The organism is Solirubrobacter soli DSM 22325 (assembly GCF_000423665.1).
GTDB lineage: Bacteria > Actinomycetota > Thermoleophilia > Solirubrobacterales > Solirubrobacteraceae > Solirubrobacter > Solirubrobacter soli.
The window spans coordinates 52,001-70,131 of the sequence record NZ_AUIK01000032.1 but is presented as its reverse complement, the minus strand read 5'-3'; the positions used below and the strand labels follow the sequence as shown (position 1 = coordinate 70,131).

At 69.4% G+C, this 18,131-nt stretch carries 15 protein-coding genes; 9 read left to right on the top strand and 6 right to left on the bottom strand.

Features of this window, described 5'->3' with window-relative positions; all coding sequences use genetic code 11:
• Positions 1-12: 12 nt before the first annotated feature.
• Positions 13-5,487 carry a ThuA domain-containing protein gene (locus tag G569_RS64720; RefSeq protein WP_053226959.1) on the bottom strand — a complete coding sequence of 1,825 codons (5,475 nt, stop codon included), beginning with the start codon at positions 5,485-5,487 and terminating at the stop codon, positions 13-15.
• Between the two features lie 385 nt (positions 5,488-5,872).
• Between G569_RS64720 and G569_RS0125335 the strand changes: the two genes are divergently transcribed.
• The 5 genes from G569_RS0125335 to G569_RS0125310 all read left to right on the top strand — a co-directional run bounded on the left by G569_RS0125335 (position 5,873) and on the right by G569_RS0125310 (position 9,109).
• Positions 5,873-6,076: a hypothetical protein gene (locus G569_RS0125335; RefSeq protein ID WP_028065510.1), complete on the top strand. Its 204-nt coding sequence runs from the start codon at positions 5,873-5,875 to the stop codon at positions 6,074-6,076.
• 11 nt (positions 6,077-6,087) lie between these two features.
• The gene (locus G569_RS0125330) at positions 6,088-6,819 is read left to right on the top strand and encodes a helix-turn-helix domain-containing protein (protein WP_028065509.1); all 732 of its coding nucleotides are present in this window, start codon (positions 6,088-6,090) and stop codon (positions 6,817-6,819) included.
• Positions 6,820-6,962: 143 nt separating this feature from the next.
• Complete coding sequence (locus tag G569_RS51430) at positions 6,963-7,679, top strand: GAF domain-containing protein (RefSeq protein ID WP_053226958.1); 717 nt, start codon at positions 6,963-6,965, stop codon at positions 7,677-7,679.
• Positions 7,676-8,425 carry a SigB/SigF/SigG family RNA polymerase sigma factor gene (locus G569_RS0125320; RefSeq protein ID WP_028065508.1) on the top strand — a complete coding sequence of 250 codons (750 nt, stop codon included), beginning with the start codon at positions 7,676-7,678 and terminating at the stop codon, positions 8,423-8,425. The genes G569_RS51430 and G569_RS0125320 overlap by 4 nt, the downstream gene beginning before the upstream one ends.
• A 417-nt stretch (positions 8,426-8,842) precedes the next feature.
• Positions 8,843-9,109 carry a DeoR family transcriptional regulator gene (locus G569_RS0125310; protein ID WP_037499002.1) on the top strand — a complete coding sequence of 89 codons (267 nt, stop codon included), beginning with the start codon at positions 8,843-8,845 and terminating at the stop codon, positions 9,107-9,109.
• Here the strand turns inward: G569_RS0125310 and G569_RS0125305 are convergent.
• Complete coding sequence (locus G569_RS0125305) at positions 9,090-10,016, bottom strand: quinone oxidoreductase family protein (protein WP_028065505.1); 927 nt, start codon at positions 10,014-10,016, stop codon at positions 9,090-9,092. The genes G569_RS0125310 and G569_RS0125305 overlap by 20 nt on opposite strands.
• A gap of 83 nt (positions 10,017-10,099) precedes the next feature.
• Between G569_RS0125305 and G569_RS0125300 the strand changes: the two genes are divergently transcribed.
• On the top strand, positions 10,100-10,534 hold the full coding sequence (locus G569_RS0125300) for a MarR family winged helix-turn-helix transcriptional regulator (protein ID WP_028065504.1): 435 nt from the start codon (positions 10,100-10,102) through the stop codon (positions 10,532-10,534).
• Here the strand turns inward: G569_RS0125300 and G569_RS51425 are convergent.
• Both G569_RS51425 and G569_RS0125290 read right to left on the bottom strand, forming a co-directional pair.
• Positions 10,505-11,077 carry a DUF4396 domain-containing protein gene (locus G569_RS51425; protein ID WP_084285539.1) on the bottom strand — a complete coding sequence of 191 codons (573 nt, stop codon included), beginning with the start codon at positions 11,075-11,077 and terminating at the stop codon, positions 10,505-10,507. The genes G569_RS0125300 and G569_RS51425 overlap by 30 nt on opposite strands.
• Positions 11,078-11,220: 143 nt before the next feature.
• Positions 11,221-12,051 (bottom strand): hypothetical protein, encoded by an 831-nt coding sequence (locus G569_RS0125290; protein ID WP_028065503.1) that lies wholly within the window; start codon positions 12,049-12,051, stop codon positions 11,221-11,223.
• Positions 12,052-12,325: 274 nt separating this feature from the next.
• On the opposite strand from G569_RS0125290, the gene G569_RS62965 reads away from it, so the two are divergent.
• Positions 12,326-12,802 carry a hypothetical protein gene (locus tag G569_RS62965; protein WP_157592301.1) on the top strand — a complete coding sequence of 159 codons (477 nt, stop codon included), beginning with the start codon at positions 12,326-12,328 and terminating at the stop codon, positions 12,800-12,802.
• 62 nt (positions 12,803-12,864) lie between these two features.
• Here the strand turns inward: G569_RS62965 and G569_RS0125280 are convergent, their stop codons facing one another.
• The gene (locus G569_RS0125280; protein ID WP_028065501.1) at positions 12,865-16,119 is read right to left on the bottom strand and encodes a calcium-binding protein; all 3,255 of its coding nucleotides are present in this window, start codon (positions 16,117-16,119) and stop codon (positions 12,865-12,867) included.
• Positions 16,120-16,371: 252 nt separating this feature from the next.
• Between G569_RS0125280 and G569_RS0125275 the strand changes: the two genes are divergently transcribed.
• Together G569_RS0125275 and G569_RS62960 are read left to right on the top strand one after the other, a co-directional pair.
• Positions 16,372-16,695, top strand: coding sequence for a hypothetical protein (locus G569_RS0125275; RefSeq protein WP_028065500.1), 324 nt, complete (start codon positions 16,372-16,374; stop codon positions 16,693-16,695).
• Between the two features lie 107 nt (positions 16,696-16,802).
• Positions 16,803-17,000: a macro domain-containing protein gene (locus G569_RS62960; RefSeq protein ID WP_028065499.1), complete on the top strand. Its 198-nt coding sequence runs from the start codon at positions 16,803-16,805 to the stop codon at positions 16,998-17,000.
• Positions 17,001-17,146: 146 nt separating this feature from the next.
• On the opposite strand, the gene G569_RS51420 is transcribed toward G569_RS62960, so the two are convergent.
• On the bottom strand, positions 17,147-18,112 hold the full coding sequence (locus tag G569_RS51420) for a TolB family protein (RefSeq protein ID WP_084285537.1): 966 nt from the start codon (positions 18,110-18,112) through the stop codon (positions 17,147-17,149).
• Positions 18,113-18,131: the final 19 nt, after the last annotated feature.

Genomic DNA, 18,131 nt, shown 5'->3' with positions numbered 1-18,131 from the left:
GTCACCCCTGCTCTACGGCGTCGTGGCCGAGAGCGTGAACGTCAGCGTCTTGGCGTAGTTGCCGCGCAAGAGGCCTTCGGTGGCGGCGATCGGCTGCTTGAAGCCGATCGTCACCGGATGCAGGCCGACCGGGGTCGACAGGGCGAGCAGCGGCAGGGCCGCGCCCGTGGTGGAGAGCGGGGCGAACGCGCTCGTGGTCTGAGTCGCGTCCGTCGCGTTGACCTGGAGCGGCTGCGTCAACGCGGCGGTGCCGTTGACGAGCCGGCCGGTCGCCGTGGCGCTCGTGTCGCGGACCGTGAGGGCCGCGGCCGACGCGCTGGAGACGACCGAGGCGCTGACGGAGGCCTCGTAGTCCTTCGCCACGCCCGGCTGGAAGGTGCCGAGCGAGGGCACCGCGCCGATGTTGAGCGCGAGGACCGTCGGGACGTTGCCGCCGACAGGGACGTCGACATTGGTGCTGTCAGGCGGCGTCGAAGTCACGCCGCAGTCCTTGTCCGGCTTCACGCCCGCGGCGACCTCGATGCCCGTCTCCAGGTGGTTCTGGAACAGGGGATCGCTGTACGTCGCCTGCGTGTGGCCCATGCCCGTGTACCACGAGCGGCCGCCGTCGTAGCGCTGGCACCACGAGATCGGGTGATCGTCATCCGTCCCGTCGGAGCCGTCGTTCTCCGCGTACGTCGACTCGTCCATCTTGAGCAGGACGTGCACGCCCGGGGTGTTGCGCGGGCTGTAGTCGTCACCGCTCGAGTTGTCGTACTTCTTGTAGTTGTACCACTCGTCGGTGCGCGTCCAGCGAGCCGGAATCCCTGCATTCGCGGCGTTTTCGGTGTCCTCCACGACCACGGTCGCGGTCGGCGTGCCGTCCGGGTGGTTGCGGAAGTAGCCGCCGACGAGCTGGCCGTACCAGTGCCAGTCGTACTCCGTGTCCGCGGCGCTGTGGATGCCCACATAGCCGTGGCCGGCGCGGATGAAGCGCTCGAACGCGGCCTGCTGGTCGTCGTTGAGCGGATCGCCCGTGGTCGAGTTGAAGATCACGACGTCGTAGTGGCTGAGCACGGCGTCGGTGAACAGCGAAGCGTCCTCGGTCTCGTCGACCTGGAAGTTCTTCTGCTGGCCGAGCGTCGTGAGCAGCGCGTTCGCCGTCGGGATCGCGTCGTGCCGGAACGCGGTGGTCTTGGAGAACACCAGCGCCCGGAAGCGCGCGTTCGCGTCATCGCCGGCCAGGACCTGCACCGGGATGGTCTTGGTGGCGGTACCGCCCTTGCCGTCGGACACCGTGAGCTTGACGTTGCGCGTGCCCGCGGTGTTGAACGTCGTGGACGGGGTGGCGCCCGTGGCGTCGGCCGTGCCGTCGCCGTCGTAGTCCCACGAGTAGGTGAGCGTGTCGTTGTCGGCGTCCGTCGCGGCCGCGTTGAACGCGACCTGCAGCGGGGCGAAGCCGGCGGTGGGCGTCGCCGTGGCCGAGGTGATGACCGGCGAGGCGTTGCCGCCACCGCCGCCGCCGCAGCCCGTTGAGCCGTTGACCTTGAAGTAGTCGAAGCTCACGGTCTTGCCCGTCGTGTCCTGCACGCCCAGCGTGTAGAGCCCGAACTTGGCCGCGCTCTGGGTGTGGGCCACGGGATCGCCGATCGACGTCCAGGTCGACCCGTCGAACGAGTACTCGCCCGAGTAGCTCGTGCCGGCCTTGGTCAGACGCAGCCAGATGTTCGCGGTGCCCGACGGCACGTTGACCTGCGGCTGCGGGTTCGCGGTGGCCCCGGCGACCTCCGAGCGCAGCTCGATGCGATTGATCACGGTCTGGTTGGTGTCCGAGATCGCGTCGAGCTTGACGAAGTTGTCGTCGTCGGTGTAGGCGATGATGCCGCCCTGGGCGTAGCCGCCGCTGAGCGTGCCGGAGAGCTTGGTCTCGAGCACGTAGTCGCTGCTGGTGTGATCCGCCGACTGCAGGAGGAAGTTCCGCGTGCCGGACGGGTCGCTGTTGGTGTAGATGTCGCCGCCGACCGTGGTGATGGTCAGCGCGCCGTTGTTCACGGCGTACTTCGTGGCGTCCTCGCGGACGATCGAGTTCCAGACCGTCTTGTTGAGGCTGGTCCCGTTGAAGTCATCGCCGGGGCCTGCGGCCGAACCGCCGCCGGAGCCTGAGTCGAGCTGGAAGTAGTCGAACTTCGCGGTCACGTGCGTGGCCGCGGCGTTGTCCAGCGCGAAGACGCCGATCTTCGCGTTCGACGGCAGGTTGGCGGCCTGGCCGACCTGGGTCCAGGTCGTCCCGTCCGTCGACGAGTAGCCCTTGATCTGGGTCCCGTCCGACTCGATCTTCATGTAGAAGTCGGCCGGGTAGGTGGAGGGCAGGTTCGACGACGCGTCGGCCGACGTATTGCGGGCCGTGCCCGCCACCTCGTTGATGAACTCGAACTTCTCGGTGGCCGCGCTGCCGGACGCGTTCGTCGCCAGGCGGTCGAACTTCGTGTAGTTGTCGTCGTCGCCGTAGACGATCAGGCCCGCCTGGTGGTACTGGACGTTGCCGACCTCGTTGAGCTTGATCGTCGCCGTCCACGGCCCGCTCGGAGCGGTCCGCAGGACGAGGTTCTTGGCGGTGTTGCTGTTGGTGTAGACGTCGCCGTTCTCGGTCGTGATGTTCAACGTTCCGCCGCCGACGTTGAGCGCCTGGCTCTGACGGACGACGCTCCAGCCCGGGTCGAGCGCGGAGCCGTTGAAGTCGTCACGGTACGCCGTGTTGCAGGACGAGGCAGGGGTGACCGAGACCGTGAAGCTCTTGGTCGTGACGCCGCCCTGCTTGTCGCTCACGGTGAGCGTGGCGAGGTAGTTGCCCGAGTTGGCGTACGTGTACGTCGGGCTCGGATCCGTCGACTTGTCCGCGTCGGTGCCGGGCACGCCGAAGTCCCAGGCGTAGCTCAGGTCCGTCGCCGGCCCGTCGGGGTCGGTGGCCGTGGCGGTGAACTTGACCGTCAGCGGCGCGGTGCCCGTCAGCTTGTCGGCGCTCGCCGTGACGTCCGGCGCAGCGGTGACCGCGGCGCCCTTGCCGACGAACTCGATCCAGTTGACGTTGAACAGGTTCTGCGTGCTGCCGCGGTTGCGGAACACGAGGAACAGCTCATGCGTGCCCGACGGCGGGTTGGTCAGCGGCAGCGAGACCGTCTTGAAGGTCTGCCAGCCGCCCGTCGGCGTGATCGTGTCCGTCGTGCCCACGAGCGTGCCGGTCGGCGAGTCGAGGTGGACCTCGATCGTGCCGCCCGCGCCCGCCGAGGCCACGCGGAAGCGGAGCTCGTTGAGGTTGGTCAGGTTGACCGGCTTGTAGGAGACGTAGTCGCCGTCCTCGATGAACCCGATGTCCTTGCCGCCGCCCTGGTCGTCCGAGGTGTCCTCGGTCGTGACGCCGGCGTCGCCGCTGGTGGCGCTGTTGGGGACGCGGCCCGTGGAGGCGAAGAACTCCGCCTGCTTGGTCTTGGGCTGCAGGATCACCTGGCCGCGGCCGGTCAGCGGGACGATGCCGCCCGGGCCGCCCTTGTCGGTGTAGGTGACCGTGATCACCGTGAACGTGTTGGCCTCGGGGCCGTGGCCCGATGTCAGGCCGGTGTGCAGCGTGCCCTCGCAGCCCGTCGTCGAGGCGAGGTCGTGCGCGTGCTGGTCATGGCCGAGCGAGACCGTGACCTTGACGTCGTCGCAGGAGATCCCGTTGCCGGTCGTGCCGTCCTCGGGATCGCTGACCGAGACCTTGTACGGCACCGTGTCCGTGAAGGACGCGGCCTGGCCGTCGATCGGAGTCTGGAACGTGATCACGGGCGCGCGGTTGCCGACCGTGATCGGGATGTTCTCGACGCCGGTCAGCCCGTTCTGGTCCTTGACCGTGAGCTTGGCCGTGAAGGCGCCGTTGGTGGTGTAGGTGTAGGACGGGTTCGGGTCCGTCGAGTCGACGTTGCCGTCGCCGTTGAAGTCCCACGCGTAGGTGATGGGGCCGCCCTCGGGGTCATGCGAGGCGTCGCCCTTGAACTGGACCGTGAGCGGCGCGAGCCCGGCCGTCGGCGTGCCGGTGGCGTCCGCGATCGGGGCCTTGTCGCCCGCGGTGTAGTCGATCCGGTAGATGCCCGAGTCGGCGTTGTCGCCGTTGAAGCCCGAGCCCCACTCGATCACGTAGAGCGCGCCGTCGGGGCCGAACTTGATGTCCATCGGGCGCTTGTAGCCCGTGCCGGCGGCGAAGGCGCTGAACTTGGAGATCTTGCCGTCGCTGGTGAGGTCGGCGGTCTTGATCCAGTTGTTGTTCCACTCGCCCACGAACCACTTGTTGTCGTAGTACGCCGGGAACTTGCGATCCGACACGAGGCTCGGGTCGTAGTGGTAGCGCGGCCCGCCCATCGGAGCGCCGCCCGTGCCGAGATCCGGCGTGAAGCGCGAGTCCTGCTCGGTGTAGCCCATCCACGCGCTGGCGCCGATGGCCGGCGGCAGGTTCGTCAGGCCCGTGTTGTTGGGCGACTCGTTGACCGGCGCGGAACAGTCGAACTTCGCGCCCGAGGTCTTGGTCGCGAAGTTGTAGTCGTTGTACGGCGTGTTGTCGCGGATGCAGTACGGCCAGCCATAGTTGCCGGCCTTGGAGAGCACGTTGAACTCGACCGAGCCCTGCGGCCCGCGGTTCGGGTTGGTGGTGCTCGCGTCAGGGCCGTAGTCGCCCATCAGCACCCAGCCCGTGGTCTTGTCGACCGTGAAGCGGAACGGGTTGCGGAAGCCCATGCCGAAGATCTCCGGGCGCGTCTTCGCCGTTCCGACGGGGAAGAGGTTGTTGGCCGGGATCGTGTACGTGGTGTTCACGCCGGGCGCGCCGAGCGGCACCGCCATCGGCATGATGTGCAGGATCTTGCCGTTGAGGTCGTTCGTGTTGGCGGCCGTGCGCTGCGAGTCCCAGTGCTCGCGACCGGGCTGCTCGTCGAGCGGCGCGAAGCCATCGGAGTCGAACGGGTTGGTGTTGTCGCCCGTCGAGGCGTAGAGGCTGCCGTCCGGGCCGAACCCGAGCGCCCCCGACGAGTGGCAGCACTGATCCGTCTGGTGCTGGAACGTGAGGATCTTCTGCTCCGACGACAGATCGAGCGTGTCGCCGTTGACCTTGAAGCGCGAGATCACCTGCGTGAGCGTGTTGTCCGGCAGCTGGGAGTAGAAGAGGTACACCCACTTGCTGAACGCGAAGTCCGGTGCCAGCGCGATGCCCAGCAGCCCGTTCTCCTGGCTGAGGGTCACCGGGATCTTGCCGGCGGTGACGGTCTGGCGCGTGTCCGGTTTCCAGATCTGGACGCGTCCGTCACGTTCGATGTAGAAGACGCGCCCGTCCGGGGCGACGTCGAGCTGCATCGGGTTCTGCGTGTTGTCGTCCAGCGTGACCTTCTGGAAGTCGGAGGCCGTTGGCGCTTGCGCGCCCGCTGCTCCAGTCCAGATCAGGCACGCCAGGATCGCCGCCGCCAGGGCAGCACAGGTCCGACCCATTAACTCCTCCTCCACGGTACTCCGTTAGGTGTGGCAACCAACGAATAGAGTTTTGAAGGGTTCCTGTCAAGGATTGAAGGGTCTATTGAAGTGTTTTGATAGGACAGCGTGTCATTTGCCCGACAGTCGGGTACGGTCACCCCTCACTCATGAGAAAACGTCCAGAATCTTTCATCTTGCATGAAAGCTCTTGACTTGCGCTCGTCGGCACGGTCCCTTTTGTCTAGGGAGACAACGAATCGGCGGAGAGGGCTTGATACCGCACGAGCCTCGAGGCGGCGCGACCCGGCGGCACCACGACCGATCTCGACGTCGCGTTCGACGCCTTCCGGATCGTGAGCGTGGGTGAGGCGGTGCCGGTCCGGCCGGTGACGCGGCGCTGCCGGTGAGCGACCCCGGCCGGCTCATGAGCGGCTCGTTCGCGTTGCCTTCGCCGCTGCAGGTGTCGTTCTCGAAGTCGGCGTGGTCGGGACCGACCGCGAACGAGGCCGCGGACGCCCTGCGCACCGGAAACTACGCGAAGACGCTGATCTTCACGCTTTCCACCACGAATCCGTATGGCGTTAGGGGATCGGCCTCCCCGGGGTAGGGCGAGGCCGAATGTTCGAGATCCATCCACCGCAAGCGCTGCTCGAGGTCGACCCGGACCTCGGGCAGTTGCTGTCGGAGGAACGGCGGCGCCGCGCGGGTGCTGAGCTCGAGGTCGCCGTCGCCACGATCGCCCCCGGCGACTGGACCCCCGACGCCCTCCTCTCACCCCGCCGCGCGTCCAACGTCGGCCTTCTCGTCCTCGACGGCGCGGTCGTTCGCGGCACCATCCTGCTCGACTGTCCCAGCGCCGAGCTCCTCGGCCCCGGGGACATCATCCGCACCTGGCGCGCCGACCCCGCCCCGCAGCCACTGCGCCCGGCGATCGAGTGGCGCGCGTTGGAGCGCACGACGGTCGCCGTGCTGGACGGCGCGACCGCCCTCACCCTCCGCGTCTTCCCGGAGATCATGGCCGTCGTGCTGGACCGGATCGACGCCCGCGCGGAACGCCTCGCGGTCACCCAGGCGATCTCCCAGATCACCGGCGTGGAGACGCGCATCGAGGCCCTGCTCTGGCACCTCTCCCACCGCTGGGGCCGCGTCACCCGCGACGGCGTGATCGTCGCCCTCGCCCTCTCCCACCGCCTGCTCGGCGCGTTGGTCGGCGCCCGCCGCCCCACCGTCTCCACCGCCGTCGCGCGTCTCGCGGAGGACGGCCGCGTGGAGCGCCGCTCCGACGGCCTGTGGCTCCTCACGGGGAGCGGCCCCCGCGCCGATGGCGCCGAGGCATCGTTGGCCGCGTAGCGCGGCGACAAGCTGCGACAACTCGGCGGCACTTCGGGACTGACAGGCCGTGATGGCGGATCAGCCATCGCCCACGTTGATGAGCCCGTTAATCGAGCGCCCGTGTGATCTGAGGCGATGTCGGGTACGGCTTCGCTGTGGCCATGCGCGCGACAACCGTTCGATTCGGCGACGACCTCTGGGACCTGCTCGAGGCCGAGGCCTCGTCGCAGGGCATCAGCGCCGCGCAGTTCGTGCGCGACGCGACGATCATGCGCCTCGGCGTCATCAGCGGCCGCCGCGGTGACTTCGAGGGCTCGCTGACGCTGCAGGAGCTCGCCGCGGGCGCCATCACCGGGCGTCCCGCCGGCAGTGAGGACGACGCGCTGCGCGATCCCGCGCGGCTCGAGGCGCTGCACGCCAGCGGGCTGCTCGACTCGCCCGCGGACGACGCGTTCGACCGGATCACTCGGCTCGCTTCGCGGGTGCTCAACGCGCCCGTCGCGCTGATCTCGCTCGTCGACGCCGACCGGCAGTTCTTCAAGAGCAGCGTCGGCCTCGACGAGCCCTGGCACAGCGAGCGCGAGACGCCGCTGTCGCACTCGATCTGCCGGCACGCCCTGCAGGCCGAGGAGCCGCTGGTGATCGAAGACGCGCGCGTGCACCCGCTCGTCCGCGACAACCTGGCCGTGCGCGACCTCGAAGCGGTCGCCTACGCGGGAATCCCGCTCGTGACCGGCGACGGCCACGCACTCGGCACGCTCTGCGTGCTCGACCATCATCCGCGCCACTGGACGCGCGATCAGATCGAGACCCTAGAGGCGCTCGGCGCCTCCGTCATGAGCGAGATGGAACTCGCTCTCGGAAGGCAGGCCCCATGACCAGCATCGCGACCCTCGAGCAACCAGCGACGGATCGTCGCCACGATCACGACCGGCTCCCGCGCGAGCAGCTGATCGAGCGCTATCTGCCGCTCGCACGGCACCTCGCCCGCCGGTACAAGGGCGGCAGCATCGAGCTCGACGACCTCAACCAGGTCGCCGCGTTCGCGCTCGTGAAGGCGGTCGACCGCTTCGACCCCGACCGCGGGATCGCGTTCTCGAGCTTCGCCGTGCCGACGATCGTCGGCGAGCTCAAGCGCCACTTCCGCGACCACGGCTGGGCCGTGCGGGTCCCGCGTGACGTGCAGGAGCTCAAGCTCAAGCTCGACCGCATGATCACGGCCCTCACCGGCGAGCTGGGTCGTACGCCCACCGCCAACGAGCTGGCCGAGCGCACCGACGCGTCGATCGAGCAGGTGCTCGACGCGCTCGGCGCCGCCTCCGCGCACTACCCGGACTCGCTCGACCGCCCGGTCGGCGAGGACGGCGACGGCCTCGGACAGCTCGTCGGCGGGGAGGAACCGGGCTACACCGAGGTCGAGAACACCGAGCTCGTCGACGGCCTGCTCTCGACGCTGCCCGAGCGCGACCGCGAGATCCTCCGGATGCGCTTCGAGGAAGAGCTCACGCAGGCCGAGATCGGCCGCCGTCTCGGGGTCTCGCAGATGCACATCTCGCGTCTGATCCGCAAGTCGATCGCCCGCCTGCAGCAGGCGTCCGAAGGCGATCCCCTTACGCGCATGTAGGGGAATCCCCGACGCGAGCGGCGCCCTCCGCCGCGTAGACATCCCGTGGTGATCTGATCGCTTGCTGGGCTTGGATTCCACTGTGGGCGGCTGCATGCCGCTGGAGCGACCGCGGCCGCGGCGGCAGCACTGCTGCTGGCCCGGAGCGGCTCGCGGCGGTGCCGACCGCGGCGCAGGGCACCGCGGACGACGTCTGCTGCGCGCAGGGCACCACGACCCTGTCGACCGCGGCCGCCACCACGACCACGGTCGCCCCCGCGGCGGTCGGGGACACGGTCCTGCGCGTCGCCTCGGTCACGAACTTCGCCCCCGGCGCGCCGCTGACGATCGGCGGCCAGACCGTCTCGATCGCGTCGGTCGGCACCGCCGCGCGCGATCAGCTTGCCCTTCGGGCCGATGACCACGTCGACTTCAAGCGTGTCGCCGACCGAGATGCAGAGCGGCGCGGTCACGGTCAGTCAGCTCCAGGTGCAGTTCGGGGTCTCGCCGATGACGGCGCGGCGGGACACGCAGCGCATGGGCGTCGCCATCGAGGCCAAGGTGCGCTTGGCCGACGCGGCGTTCGCTCCGCTGCGTGGGGGCGAGACCGTCTTCCTGGACTCGTCCTCGACGGCGTTCTTCCTGGCCCGCCGGATCGCCGACGGGTCGTTGAGCCTGCGGGTGATCACCAACAGCGGGGGGTGAAGACCACGCGCCGGGTGTCGGCCGCGGTCCAGGCGGTCTCGACCTGTTCGAGCGGGAGCGGCTGCGGGTCGACCGTGAAGGTGCCGTTGGAGATCTCGGCGGCGAGGTGTGGGAGCGCCTGGAGGATCGCCTTCGTGCTCACCGAGCCCTGCCCGGAGCCCATCACGCGCAGATTGGCGGCCCGCAGCGCCGCGGACGGCAGCGCGACGTCCGGGCCGGCGACGGACCCGATCTGGATCCAGTCGAGCGGGCGGCTGCGGTCCTCGCGGTGGGTGAGGAGGGCACGGATCGTGCGCAGGGCCGGCTCGCCCCAGAGGTAGTCGAGGACGACGTCGACCTCGGCGGCCTGCTCGACGTGCTCGAGCGTGACGGCCTCGTCGGCGGGCAGGGTCCTGAGGCGCTGCTCGTCCCGCCCGGCGGCGGTGACGTGCGAGGCGCCGAGGTGGCGGGCGACCTCGATCGCCATCCGGCCCGCGTTCCCCGTCGCGCCGAGGACGAGCACGCGGCTGCCGGGTTCCATCGCGATGCGTTGCGTGAGCGCCAGCCAGGACGACATCGCGGGGTTCATCGCCGCGGCGACCGTGACCGGGTCGGTCCCTGGGTCGAGCGCGACGGCGCGCCGCCGGTCCACGACGGTCTGCTCGGCCATCGAGCCCTGCGTGGTGTCGGGGAGGACGAAATAGAGGAGCTCGCCCGTGGGCGTCCGGCCGACGCCGTCGATCCCGGGGATCAGCGGGAGCTCGTCGGTGCTCGTGTAGTGCGAGCCGTCGGCGCTCGAACGGACCCGCGGGTGCAGGCCCGCGGCGAGGACCTCGACGACGACCTCGTCGGCGGACGTCGCGCGTGGCGTGTCGACGGTCTCGTAGCGAGGCGGGTGGGCGAAGGAACGAACGACAGCGGCGTGCATGGGGCGGGCCTTCCTTGAAAGTAGTTCGTGGCACGAACCAAATTAGTACGTGGCACGAACTACGTCAAGTAGAATGTCCGGCGATGGCGGAACCCACCCCGACCGATGCGATCGTCCAGCTCTCGTTCGCGGTCATCGGCGTCCTGACCGAGCTCGCCGCCGAGAACGACCTGTCTTTGACGCAGCTCCGACTGTTGGGCATCCTCCGCGACCGCGAGCCGACGATGCTCGACCTCGCCCGTCACCTCAAGCTCGAGAAGTCGAGCGTCACCGGCCTGATCGACCGCGCCGTCAAGCGCGGTCTCGTGGAGCGGGTGGCGGCCACGCATGACGGCCGCGCGATCCACGTCCGCCTCACGGAGCCCGGTCACGCGCTGGCCGCGCTCGGGACGGCCCGCGTGGAGGCGTCGATGGTCGCGCTGCTCGCTCCGCTCGCGCCGCGCGACCGGGCGCGTCTCGCCGCGCTGGCCGAGGCCGTCGTCAGCGGCTCAGGCGACGGCTTCCGCGATCAGCACTGAGGTGCCGAACACGAAGGCGGCGGCGAGGATCGCGCCGACCAGGCGGGGGTCAGGGCCGCCGTGGATCCCGGTGCGGTGCACGGCGGCGTGGCCCTTGCCGCGGGCGATCAGCCAGCGATTGACCGGCACCGCCGCGACGAACGCGAGCGACAGCGCGAACGACAGCGAGCCCCAGAACAGCAGATCGCCGAGACCCGCATCCATCGCGCCGGGGATCACGACCACCACGACGTTGTCGATGATCTCCATCACCGCGATCGAGAACGTGTCCGACGCGAGCGCGATCGGGATCACCGCGCCGAGGGCGAGGCCGGCGCGCAGCAGCGGCAGGCTCGTGAGGCTGTAGCCGAAGACGAACGCGAGCGCGATCGCGAGGATCACCGTCGCCAGGTTCGACAGGCCCAGCGCGGTGCCGATCGCCAGTCCGGCGATCTCACCGAGCGCACAGCCGGTGAGGCAGTGCAGGGTGGCCGAGACGGCGGTCGCCGTGAGCGCGCTGCCGGAGGTGGGGAGCTCGTGGTGATGGCGATGTTCGGCGTCCACGCCTTCGGACTATACCCCATAGGGGTATTAGAAGCGATGCGAAGGCGGATCCGCGGAACACGACGCGGAGTGCGATCGCGGCGATTGGGCAACCAGCCAGGCGGCGAGGATCGGCCCGGTTGTCGATCGCGCTCGCGGCGCGATCAGCAGTAAACGTCGATCTTGGCCTTTGCGTTCGCGATGCCGCGCTTGGTCGTCTCGAGTTGCTTGGTCAGCGCTCGCTTGCGCTGGCGCGTGCGAGCAGCCCGCCGCTGCGCGGTGAGCTTCTTCGCTTGCTGCTTCTTCTTGCGAAGCGCGTCCCGCGCCGTGCCACAGGGATCAGTCGGCGTGACGGTGGGCGTCTGTGTCGCCGTCCCCTCAGGTTCCGGGCTCGGGATCGCCGGCGTCGCGGCGTCGATGCTGAACGCAGTCGTGTCGTCGGTGACGGCTTTCTCGAGATCGGTGCAGGTGACGACGGGATAGGTGTCGCAGTGGAACGGCACCTTGTTGACACGCCACAGCGAGATCAAGTGCACGCAGCCGTAGTCCCTGTTCGCGAGTGCTGGTGCTGACGCCTGAACCGTGATGGCCCGGTGGTCCGCCGACAGGGTTCTGGTTGTTGGAACGGACCCTTCATATCCGCTGAGGGTCACGGAGGCTGGGCTATAGCTCCTGCTCGACGGAGGCAGGAGCAGGAGGGCCGTCCCCGTGGCATAGTCGCAGGAGGCCGCAGAGAAGGACGCCTGCAACGTGTCGGGCGTCGAGGCGGGCACCGGATCGAGGAAGTAGAAGGTCATCGTGAGCGACCCTGCGGTGTCATAGGACGCCGTGACGCGCTGGATGTCCTGATCCCGGTAGGACGTGCCGTCCACGTTCTGGTGCAGGGGGCTGTCAACCGGATCGGCGACCGATCCCGACCGGACTTCCGCAGATGCTGAGCCCGCCGGCACCATCACAACGACCGCGAGCGCGACGGCCAGCCTCTTCAAACCCATGGCCCGACTATCGGCCAGATCCCGGTCGATCTTGATCGTGTCGAGTCCAGCAGGACCTTCAGGGCGACGGGCGCCGGGACACTCTGGCTCACCCGGCGCTCGACCTCGACGACATCCGATCCTCGCTCCTGCGTGAGCGCTCGCCCTGGCTGGGCGCGGCGAACGTCGCGCCAAGGCCGTGCGGTGCGAACGGCGCGAGCATCGGGCCCGCGCCACGCTCCGGGCTTGGCCCGCACATTGAACTATCCGCGATAAGTGCGAGAAACTCGCGCACGTGGACGAGGCTCCATCCAACATCGACTCTGATCGTGATGAGCTGCTGCTACCGGGGACAGCAAAGGCGGCAGGCGTGCGCAATCTCGCGGCATTCAAACGCGAGCAGTTGCGCGTCATCGATGCCGCGGGGCAACTCGTCGAGCGACGCTCGCGCGCAGTAGCTCCCGACCTGGCTAGGCTCCGCATCCGGCTCCCCGGCGGCGATGCGATCACAGGGTTCGACCAGGCGCTGCGCGAGCTGGAGCGGGCGCGGGCCTATGTACGTGCGGCCGAGCTTCGCATCGGCCAACGTTCCGACTTCATGCTGTCGCAAACGCGACCGACGCCGAATCTGCCTTTACCGACGCGGCACGGCAGCTGGCGGGATCGACACTCGCGGCGAAGGGATTCCCACGCGACGTCGCCTGCGCAATCGAGCATCTTTGAACCGCTGCGCTCGCCGGTGGTCGCATCCCACCTCTTGGGAAGACGATGAAAGTGGCACTTCGCCACGATCTGGGCACTCTGACGCGCTGCCGATCAGGCCGGAAGGGCCTTTCAGCGCCGCGGGGTGAGGATGGGGCGCGCCTGGGCGAGTTGCGCGCGGTGCGTGACCGCGGCGCGCGCTGTGGCAATGGGCTGCGCCGGCTGTCGGGCGGTCGTAAGGGACGCGGAGGTGCGGCGCAGCCGGAGGCGCTGCTTGAACTGCTGTGGCGTCGTGCTACGCACCGAGACCGTCGTGGTCAGCGTGAGGCGGAGGTCGTGCAGCGCCCGCCACCGACGACTCAAGCGCGCGGGGATGCGCAGGGTCAACCGTAGGCTGCCCGCCGAGGTCCGGCGCTTGGTGAGGCGGGCCACGACGGTCCCGGGGGCGGTCGACAGCGTCTCGGTCGCCCGACACGGCGCCGGGCAGCTGATGCTCGTGTGCAGTCCGCGCGCGAGCACGGTTCTCAGCGTCTGATGCGCGTCGAGCTTTGGCGCGCGCGCCACGAGTGCGGGGGTCGCGGTCGGCGTGGCTACCACCGCCGTGGGCGTCGGACTGGCGGTGGCCACGGGCAGCTCCACGCGCTCGCAGTCTTCGGTCGTGTCGCTTGCATCGGCGACGGCGCGGTCTTCACCGGTGTCGCAGAAGTCCACGTCGGCGCTCGCGTCGCGGCTGGCGAGCGTGTCGTCGCCTGCGAGCCCGATCAGGACGTTCGCGGCGGGGCTGCCGGTCAGCTGGTCCGCGCCGGGTGTCCCGATGAGGTCCTCGATGTCGGTGGCCACGGTGTCGCGTGCTCCCGCCGGGCCATCCTCGGCGTTGCCGGACGTCGGGGCGCCGTCGATCGACGCTTGCACCGGATCGGTGCGGTCCGACCAGTCCGCGGCGTCCTCGCCCGCCCCGCCGTGGAGCACGTCGGCGCCGGGGCCGCCGTTGAACAGATTCGAGGCGTCGTCACCCGTCAGGAGATCGGCGCCTCGGCCGCCGTACAACGCCTCGACGTCCGGCAGGATCGTGTCGCGCGCATCGGCTCGGCCGTCGTCACTGTTGCCCGAGGTCGCACGGCCGTCGAGGCTCGCGACGACCGGCGCCGTGCGCTCGATGTACGCCGCGGCGTCGGCGCCAGCCTCGCCGGACAGCACGTCTGGTCCCTGTTCGCCCACGAGCAGGTCGTCGCCGAACCCGCCGCTCAGCGCGTTGGCGCCGCTGTCTCCGATCAGCAGATCGTTCCCGAATCCGCCGATGACGTCCTCGACATCGACCCCCACGGCGTCGTACTCGTCGTCCGCGCCGTCGTCGGCCTCGCCGTTGAGCACGACGAGCACCGGCCGGATGTGCTCGGCGTAGCTCACGGTGTCCTTGCCGGCGCCGCCGTCGAGCTGGTCGTCGCCGAGTCCGCCGGTGAGCTGGTCGTCACCGGGACCGCCCTCGAGCTCGTCGTCTCCGGCGGCGCCCAAGAGCCGGTCGGCGCCCGAGCCACCCACGAGGAGGTTGGCGCTGCCATCACCGGTCAGCGTGTCGTCCGCGGAGCCGCCGACGATGCCGTCGATGCTCTTCCACTGGTCGCCACCAGGGACCTGGGCGCTCGGGAAGGACGGCGATGTCAAGGTGGCGACGATCGGCACGCTCGCCCAGGAGTAGTCGGCCACGTCGAGCCCATCGGCCGGTGCGTCCGGCAGGCTGAAGTAGGCGCCGCCGTTGAGGTAGTCCGCAACGGCATCGTTGCCGCCGTCGAGCCAGTCGTCGCCGCCCTCGCCGATCAATGAGTCCACGTCGGCCCCGCCGTGCAACTCGTCGTCGCCGTCACCGCCGATGAGCTGGTCGGCCCCGTCGTCGCCGCTGAGCTCGTCGTCCCCCGCGCCGCCGGACAAGGCATCAGCACCAGCGCGGCCCGCGATCTGGTCCGCACCGGGCCCGCCGTTGAGCACGTCCGCGTTCGGGCCGCCGGTCATCACGTCGGCGGCCTGGCCGCCCTCGAACCACTCGAATCCGCCGTCGATGTCATCGTTCTCGCCCGACGACCCGTCGTTGGCGATACCGTCCAATGACACGTTCACGGGAGTCGTGTGCGACGCGTAGGTCAACGTGTCATAGCCGCTGCCGCCGTCCAGCACGTCGGTTCCGCCGCCGCCGTCGACGATGTCGTTGCCGTCGCCGCCATCGATCGTGTCGCCCATTCCGGAGCCGGTGAGCCGGTCGGCGCCGGTGCCGCCGCGCAGGATCTCGGCCGAAACGTTGTCGGACCCGAGGCCGTCGTTGAACTGGCCGTCGAGCGAGACGGCGACGCCGCCCCAGTCCTGCTGGTAGTCGACGGTGTCGACGCCCTCGTCGCCGCCTATGACATCGCGTCCTGTGCCGTAGCCGGCCGGCTCGATCAGGTCGTCGCCGGGGCCGCCCGTTAGCGCTCCGTCGCCCGTCTCGTAGCCGCTTTGGATCAGCACGTCGTCGCCGCTGCCGCCAGACTGGTTCAGGCCGCCCGAGAGACGGTCCTTGCCCGGGCCGCCGTCCAGAGTGTCACCACCCTCGCCGCCGCCCGTGGCGTTGAACAGGAAGCCGTCGATGACATCATCACCGCCGCCGCCCGCGATCACGTCAGGACCGCCGCCGCCCTGCAATGAGTCGCCTGCCGGACCGCCGGTGATGTGGTCGGCGGCGCCGGACCCGATGACCGCCTCGACGTCTCCCGCCACCTGGTCGTGCGCGCCGGCGCGGCCATCGTTGGCCACGCCGTCCAGCGTGACGGTGACCGCATCGCTGTCGGTCCCCGTGATCCGCGTCCCGTAGTCGACCGTGTCGGTGCCATCACCGCCGCGCAGGACGTCACCCTCGACCGGGATCGTCAACGGGTTGGACGCGAGGAAGCCCTTGGTCAGTCGGTCATCTCCGGGGCCACCGTCGAGCGTGTCATCGGCGAAGCCCCCGGCGAGCCAGTCGTCGCCCGAGCCGCCGTTCGCCTGGATCGGCACGAGGACCCGTTCGGCGTCGGACCCGGCCCAGCCCGTGGCGATCAGGATGTCGTTGCCGTCCCCGAGCGTGAACGACATTTTGGTGATGCCCGCGCTGGGACAGTCAACGTGCAAGGCATCGGATTTGTGGCAGGGGCCCTGAGGCTCCATCCCCGCGATGCCGGGGTCCGGCGGCGAGTAGTCGTAGGCCGGTCCGAGCCGGAAGTCGCTGCCCACGACGGTCACCCGCACCTCGTTGCGCTCGCCCGCCGCCGCGACGTACTGCAGCGTGCCCCCGCTCACGACCACCGTGGCGGCCGTCGCGACCGACGGAGCCCACGCGGCCGCCACGGTCGCGAAGGCGGCAAGGACCAGCCAACGCCTCATACCGCCAAGCTACGCCGCGCTGCCTACCCGGCCAACCGCACGCTCTACGGCTCGTGGCCGCGTAGATCTACGCGCCCGCACCAGTGAGACCTACGACCCTCGGATACGCCGCCACCGAGCACCCGACCCGTCGAACGTCCTCATTGTCAGTAGCCGATAACGATGTCGCCGAGTCCTCTGCAAGTTCCCAACCTCGGTGCCTCGGGAGGGGTCGTACGTCTCGATAACCCCACCCCCAATGGAAGGACCGACATGGCGTTCGGACAGACACAGACCAAGGACCTGGAGATCAAGTTCGTCAATAAGACGGACCTGACGCTCTCCATCCCCGAGAAGGGCCACCGGGTAAAGAACCCGGGCGCCCTCGAGGGGTGGAACGATCTGACGCTCGGCGGCAGCATCACCAACCTGAAGCCCGGGCAGTCGCGCAGCCGCGTGCAGACGGTGAGCGTCAAGCAGGACGACGACATCGAGATGGAGATCCACTACAGCGCGAGCGGGCGCGACTTCACCCAGATCTTCACCGGCCTCAACACCAACGACAAGCTCGCGGTCCTCTCGCTCACGCACCGCTAGGCCGTCAGCCGAGCGCGTCGCGGAGCCAGTGTGCTGAAACGGCCACCAGCCGCCTGCCCGCGACGCGTTGGCGACGGCTGCCGCGCGGGATTCCGACACACGCCGCGATGCTGTGCCTCGGGCACCTCGACGCGCTTGTGTCGCCGGGCAACAGCTACGGGCGAATGGACGGCGGCGTCGACCGTGCCATCACCGAGGAGTTCTCGCACGTCCAGCGCCGCGTGTGGGACGTCATCGCCGAGCGCCATCACTCGTGCACGCACCGACGATGCGTCTTCACGGCCCGCTCCAGCTCGCCATCTTGACCGCACCGGGTTGCAGACGGGGGGTGGGCAGGAAAACCGTCCTCTGAGTCAAGTTTTCCTTGCCACCCCCGGCTCGTGGTGGGATCCGTTCTGCCAGGAGTGGCGACCGCCGCGGCGGGCCACGCCGCTGCTGCCGGGCGCCGGCGCTAGTCGTCGTCCTCCTCGGCGCGCGCGCCCTCGGGGAGCGGCTGCCAGTCCGCGTGGTTGTCGAACCCCGGCCGCACGGTTCGCTGCTTCGGGTGAGTGCCGTCCGTGCGCATCGTGTAGAGGTCGTCGTTGAGGCCGAAGACGATCTTGCGCCCGTCGGGCGACCACGCCGCGTGGGTGCCCCACGTCATCGTGAGCCGGATCGGCGGGGAGCCGCCGTCGCGACGCATCACGTAGACGTCCCACTGCTCGTGAGGCATCGCGGTATCGCTGTGATAGACGATCCGCTTCCCGTCAGGGGACCAGTCCGGGTGCTCCTCGTCGGTGGGCGTGGAGGTCAGTGGCCGCAGATGGGAGCCGTCCGGACGGATCGTGGCGATGTCGTTTTCGAGCAACGAGTCGTCACGGGCGAACACGATCTCGCTCCCGTCCGGCGACCAGATGCCGTAGTGGTCCACGATGCCCGGGCTGCGCGTCAGGTTGCGCTCATGCGTTCCGTCGACCCACATGGTCATCAGGTCGATGTTGGGGTGGATCTCGGAGTAGTCGAGGACGCGGTGGAACACGAGCCGCTCGCCGTCGGGCGACCAGGCCGGGCCGCCGTCGTCGACCGTGTTGAACGTGACCTGCCGGAGCCCGGATCCGTCGGCGTTCATCACGAAGATCTCCTGGTCGCCCGTGGGGTTCGTCGGACCCTTGCGGGTGCTCCAAAAGGCGATCTTGCGTCCGTCGGCGCTCCAGCGGGGGAAGTCGTCGTCGGCGGGCGAGTCGGGCGTCAGGTTGCGCAGATGGCGTCCGTTCGGACTCATCGTGAAGATGTCCGCCTGGACCTCGTCCTCCGGGACATCTGCGTCGTCCAAGCCCATGAACACGATCTTCCCGTTCTGACCCGGGAACGTCGCGTGCGCGGGCGTCGCCGACACGATGAGCGCGCAGACAGCGCACAGCGAGGCTCTTGCAAGCATTTCGACCCTCCTGCTCGTC

What these genes read in the sequence shown, in the direction of transcription:
- G569_RS62960 (WP_028065499.1), top strand. Translation starts at nt 16,803, where the DNA reads ATGCTGTGCCTCGGGCACCTCGACGCGCTTGTGTCGCCGGGCAACAGC.
- G569_RS0125275 (WP_028065500.1), top strand. Translation starts at nt 16,372, where the DNA reads ATGGCGTTCGGACAGACACAGACCAAGGACCTGGAGATCAAGTTCGTC.
- G569_RS51430 (WP_053226958.1), top strand. Translation starts at nt 6,963, where the DNA reads ATGCGCGCGACAACCGTTCGATTCGGCGACGACCTCTGGGACCTGCTC.
- G569_RS0125280 (WP_028065501.1), bottom strand. Translation starts at nt 16,119, where the DNA reads ATGAGGCGTTGGCTGGTCCTTGCCGCCTTCGCGACCGTGGCGGCCGCG.
- G569_RS0125300 (WP_028065504.1), top strand. Translation starts at nt 10,100, where the DNA reads ATGGCGGAACCCACCCCGACCGATGCGATCGTCCAGCTCTCGTTCGCG.
- G569_RS0125305 (WP_028065505.1), bottom strand. Translation starts at nt 10,016, where the DNA reads ATGCACGCCGCTGTCGTTCGTTCCTTCGCCCACCCGCCTCGCTACGAG.
- G569_RS0125290 (WP_028065503.1), bottom strand. Translation starts at nt 12,051, where the DNA reads ATGGGTTTGAAGAGGCTGGCCGTCGCGCTCGCGGTCGTTGTGATGGTG.
- G569_RS0125320 (WP_028065508.1), top strand. Translation starts at nt 7,676, where the DNA reads ATGACCAGCATCGCGACCCTCGAGCAACCAGCGACGGATCGTCGCCAC.
- G569_RS64720 (WP_053226959.1), bottom strand. Translation starts at nt 5,487, where the DNA reads ATGGGTCGGACCTGTGCTGCCCTGGCGGCGGCGATCCTGGCGTGCCTG.
- G569_RS51420 (WP_084285537.1), bottom strand. Translation starts at nt 18,112, where the DNA reads ATGCTTGCAAGAGCCTCGCTGTGCGCTGTCTGCGCGCTCATCGTGTCG.
- G569_RS0125330 (WP_028065509.1), top strand. Translation starts at nt 6,088, where the DNA reads ATGTTCGAGATCCATCCACCGCAAGCGCTGCTCGAGGTCGACCCGGAC.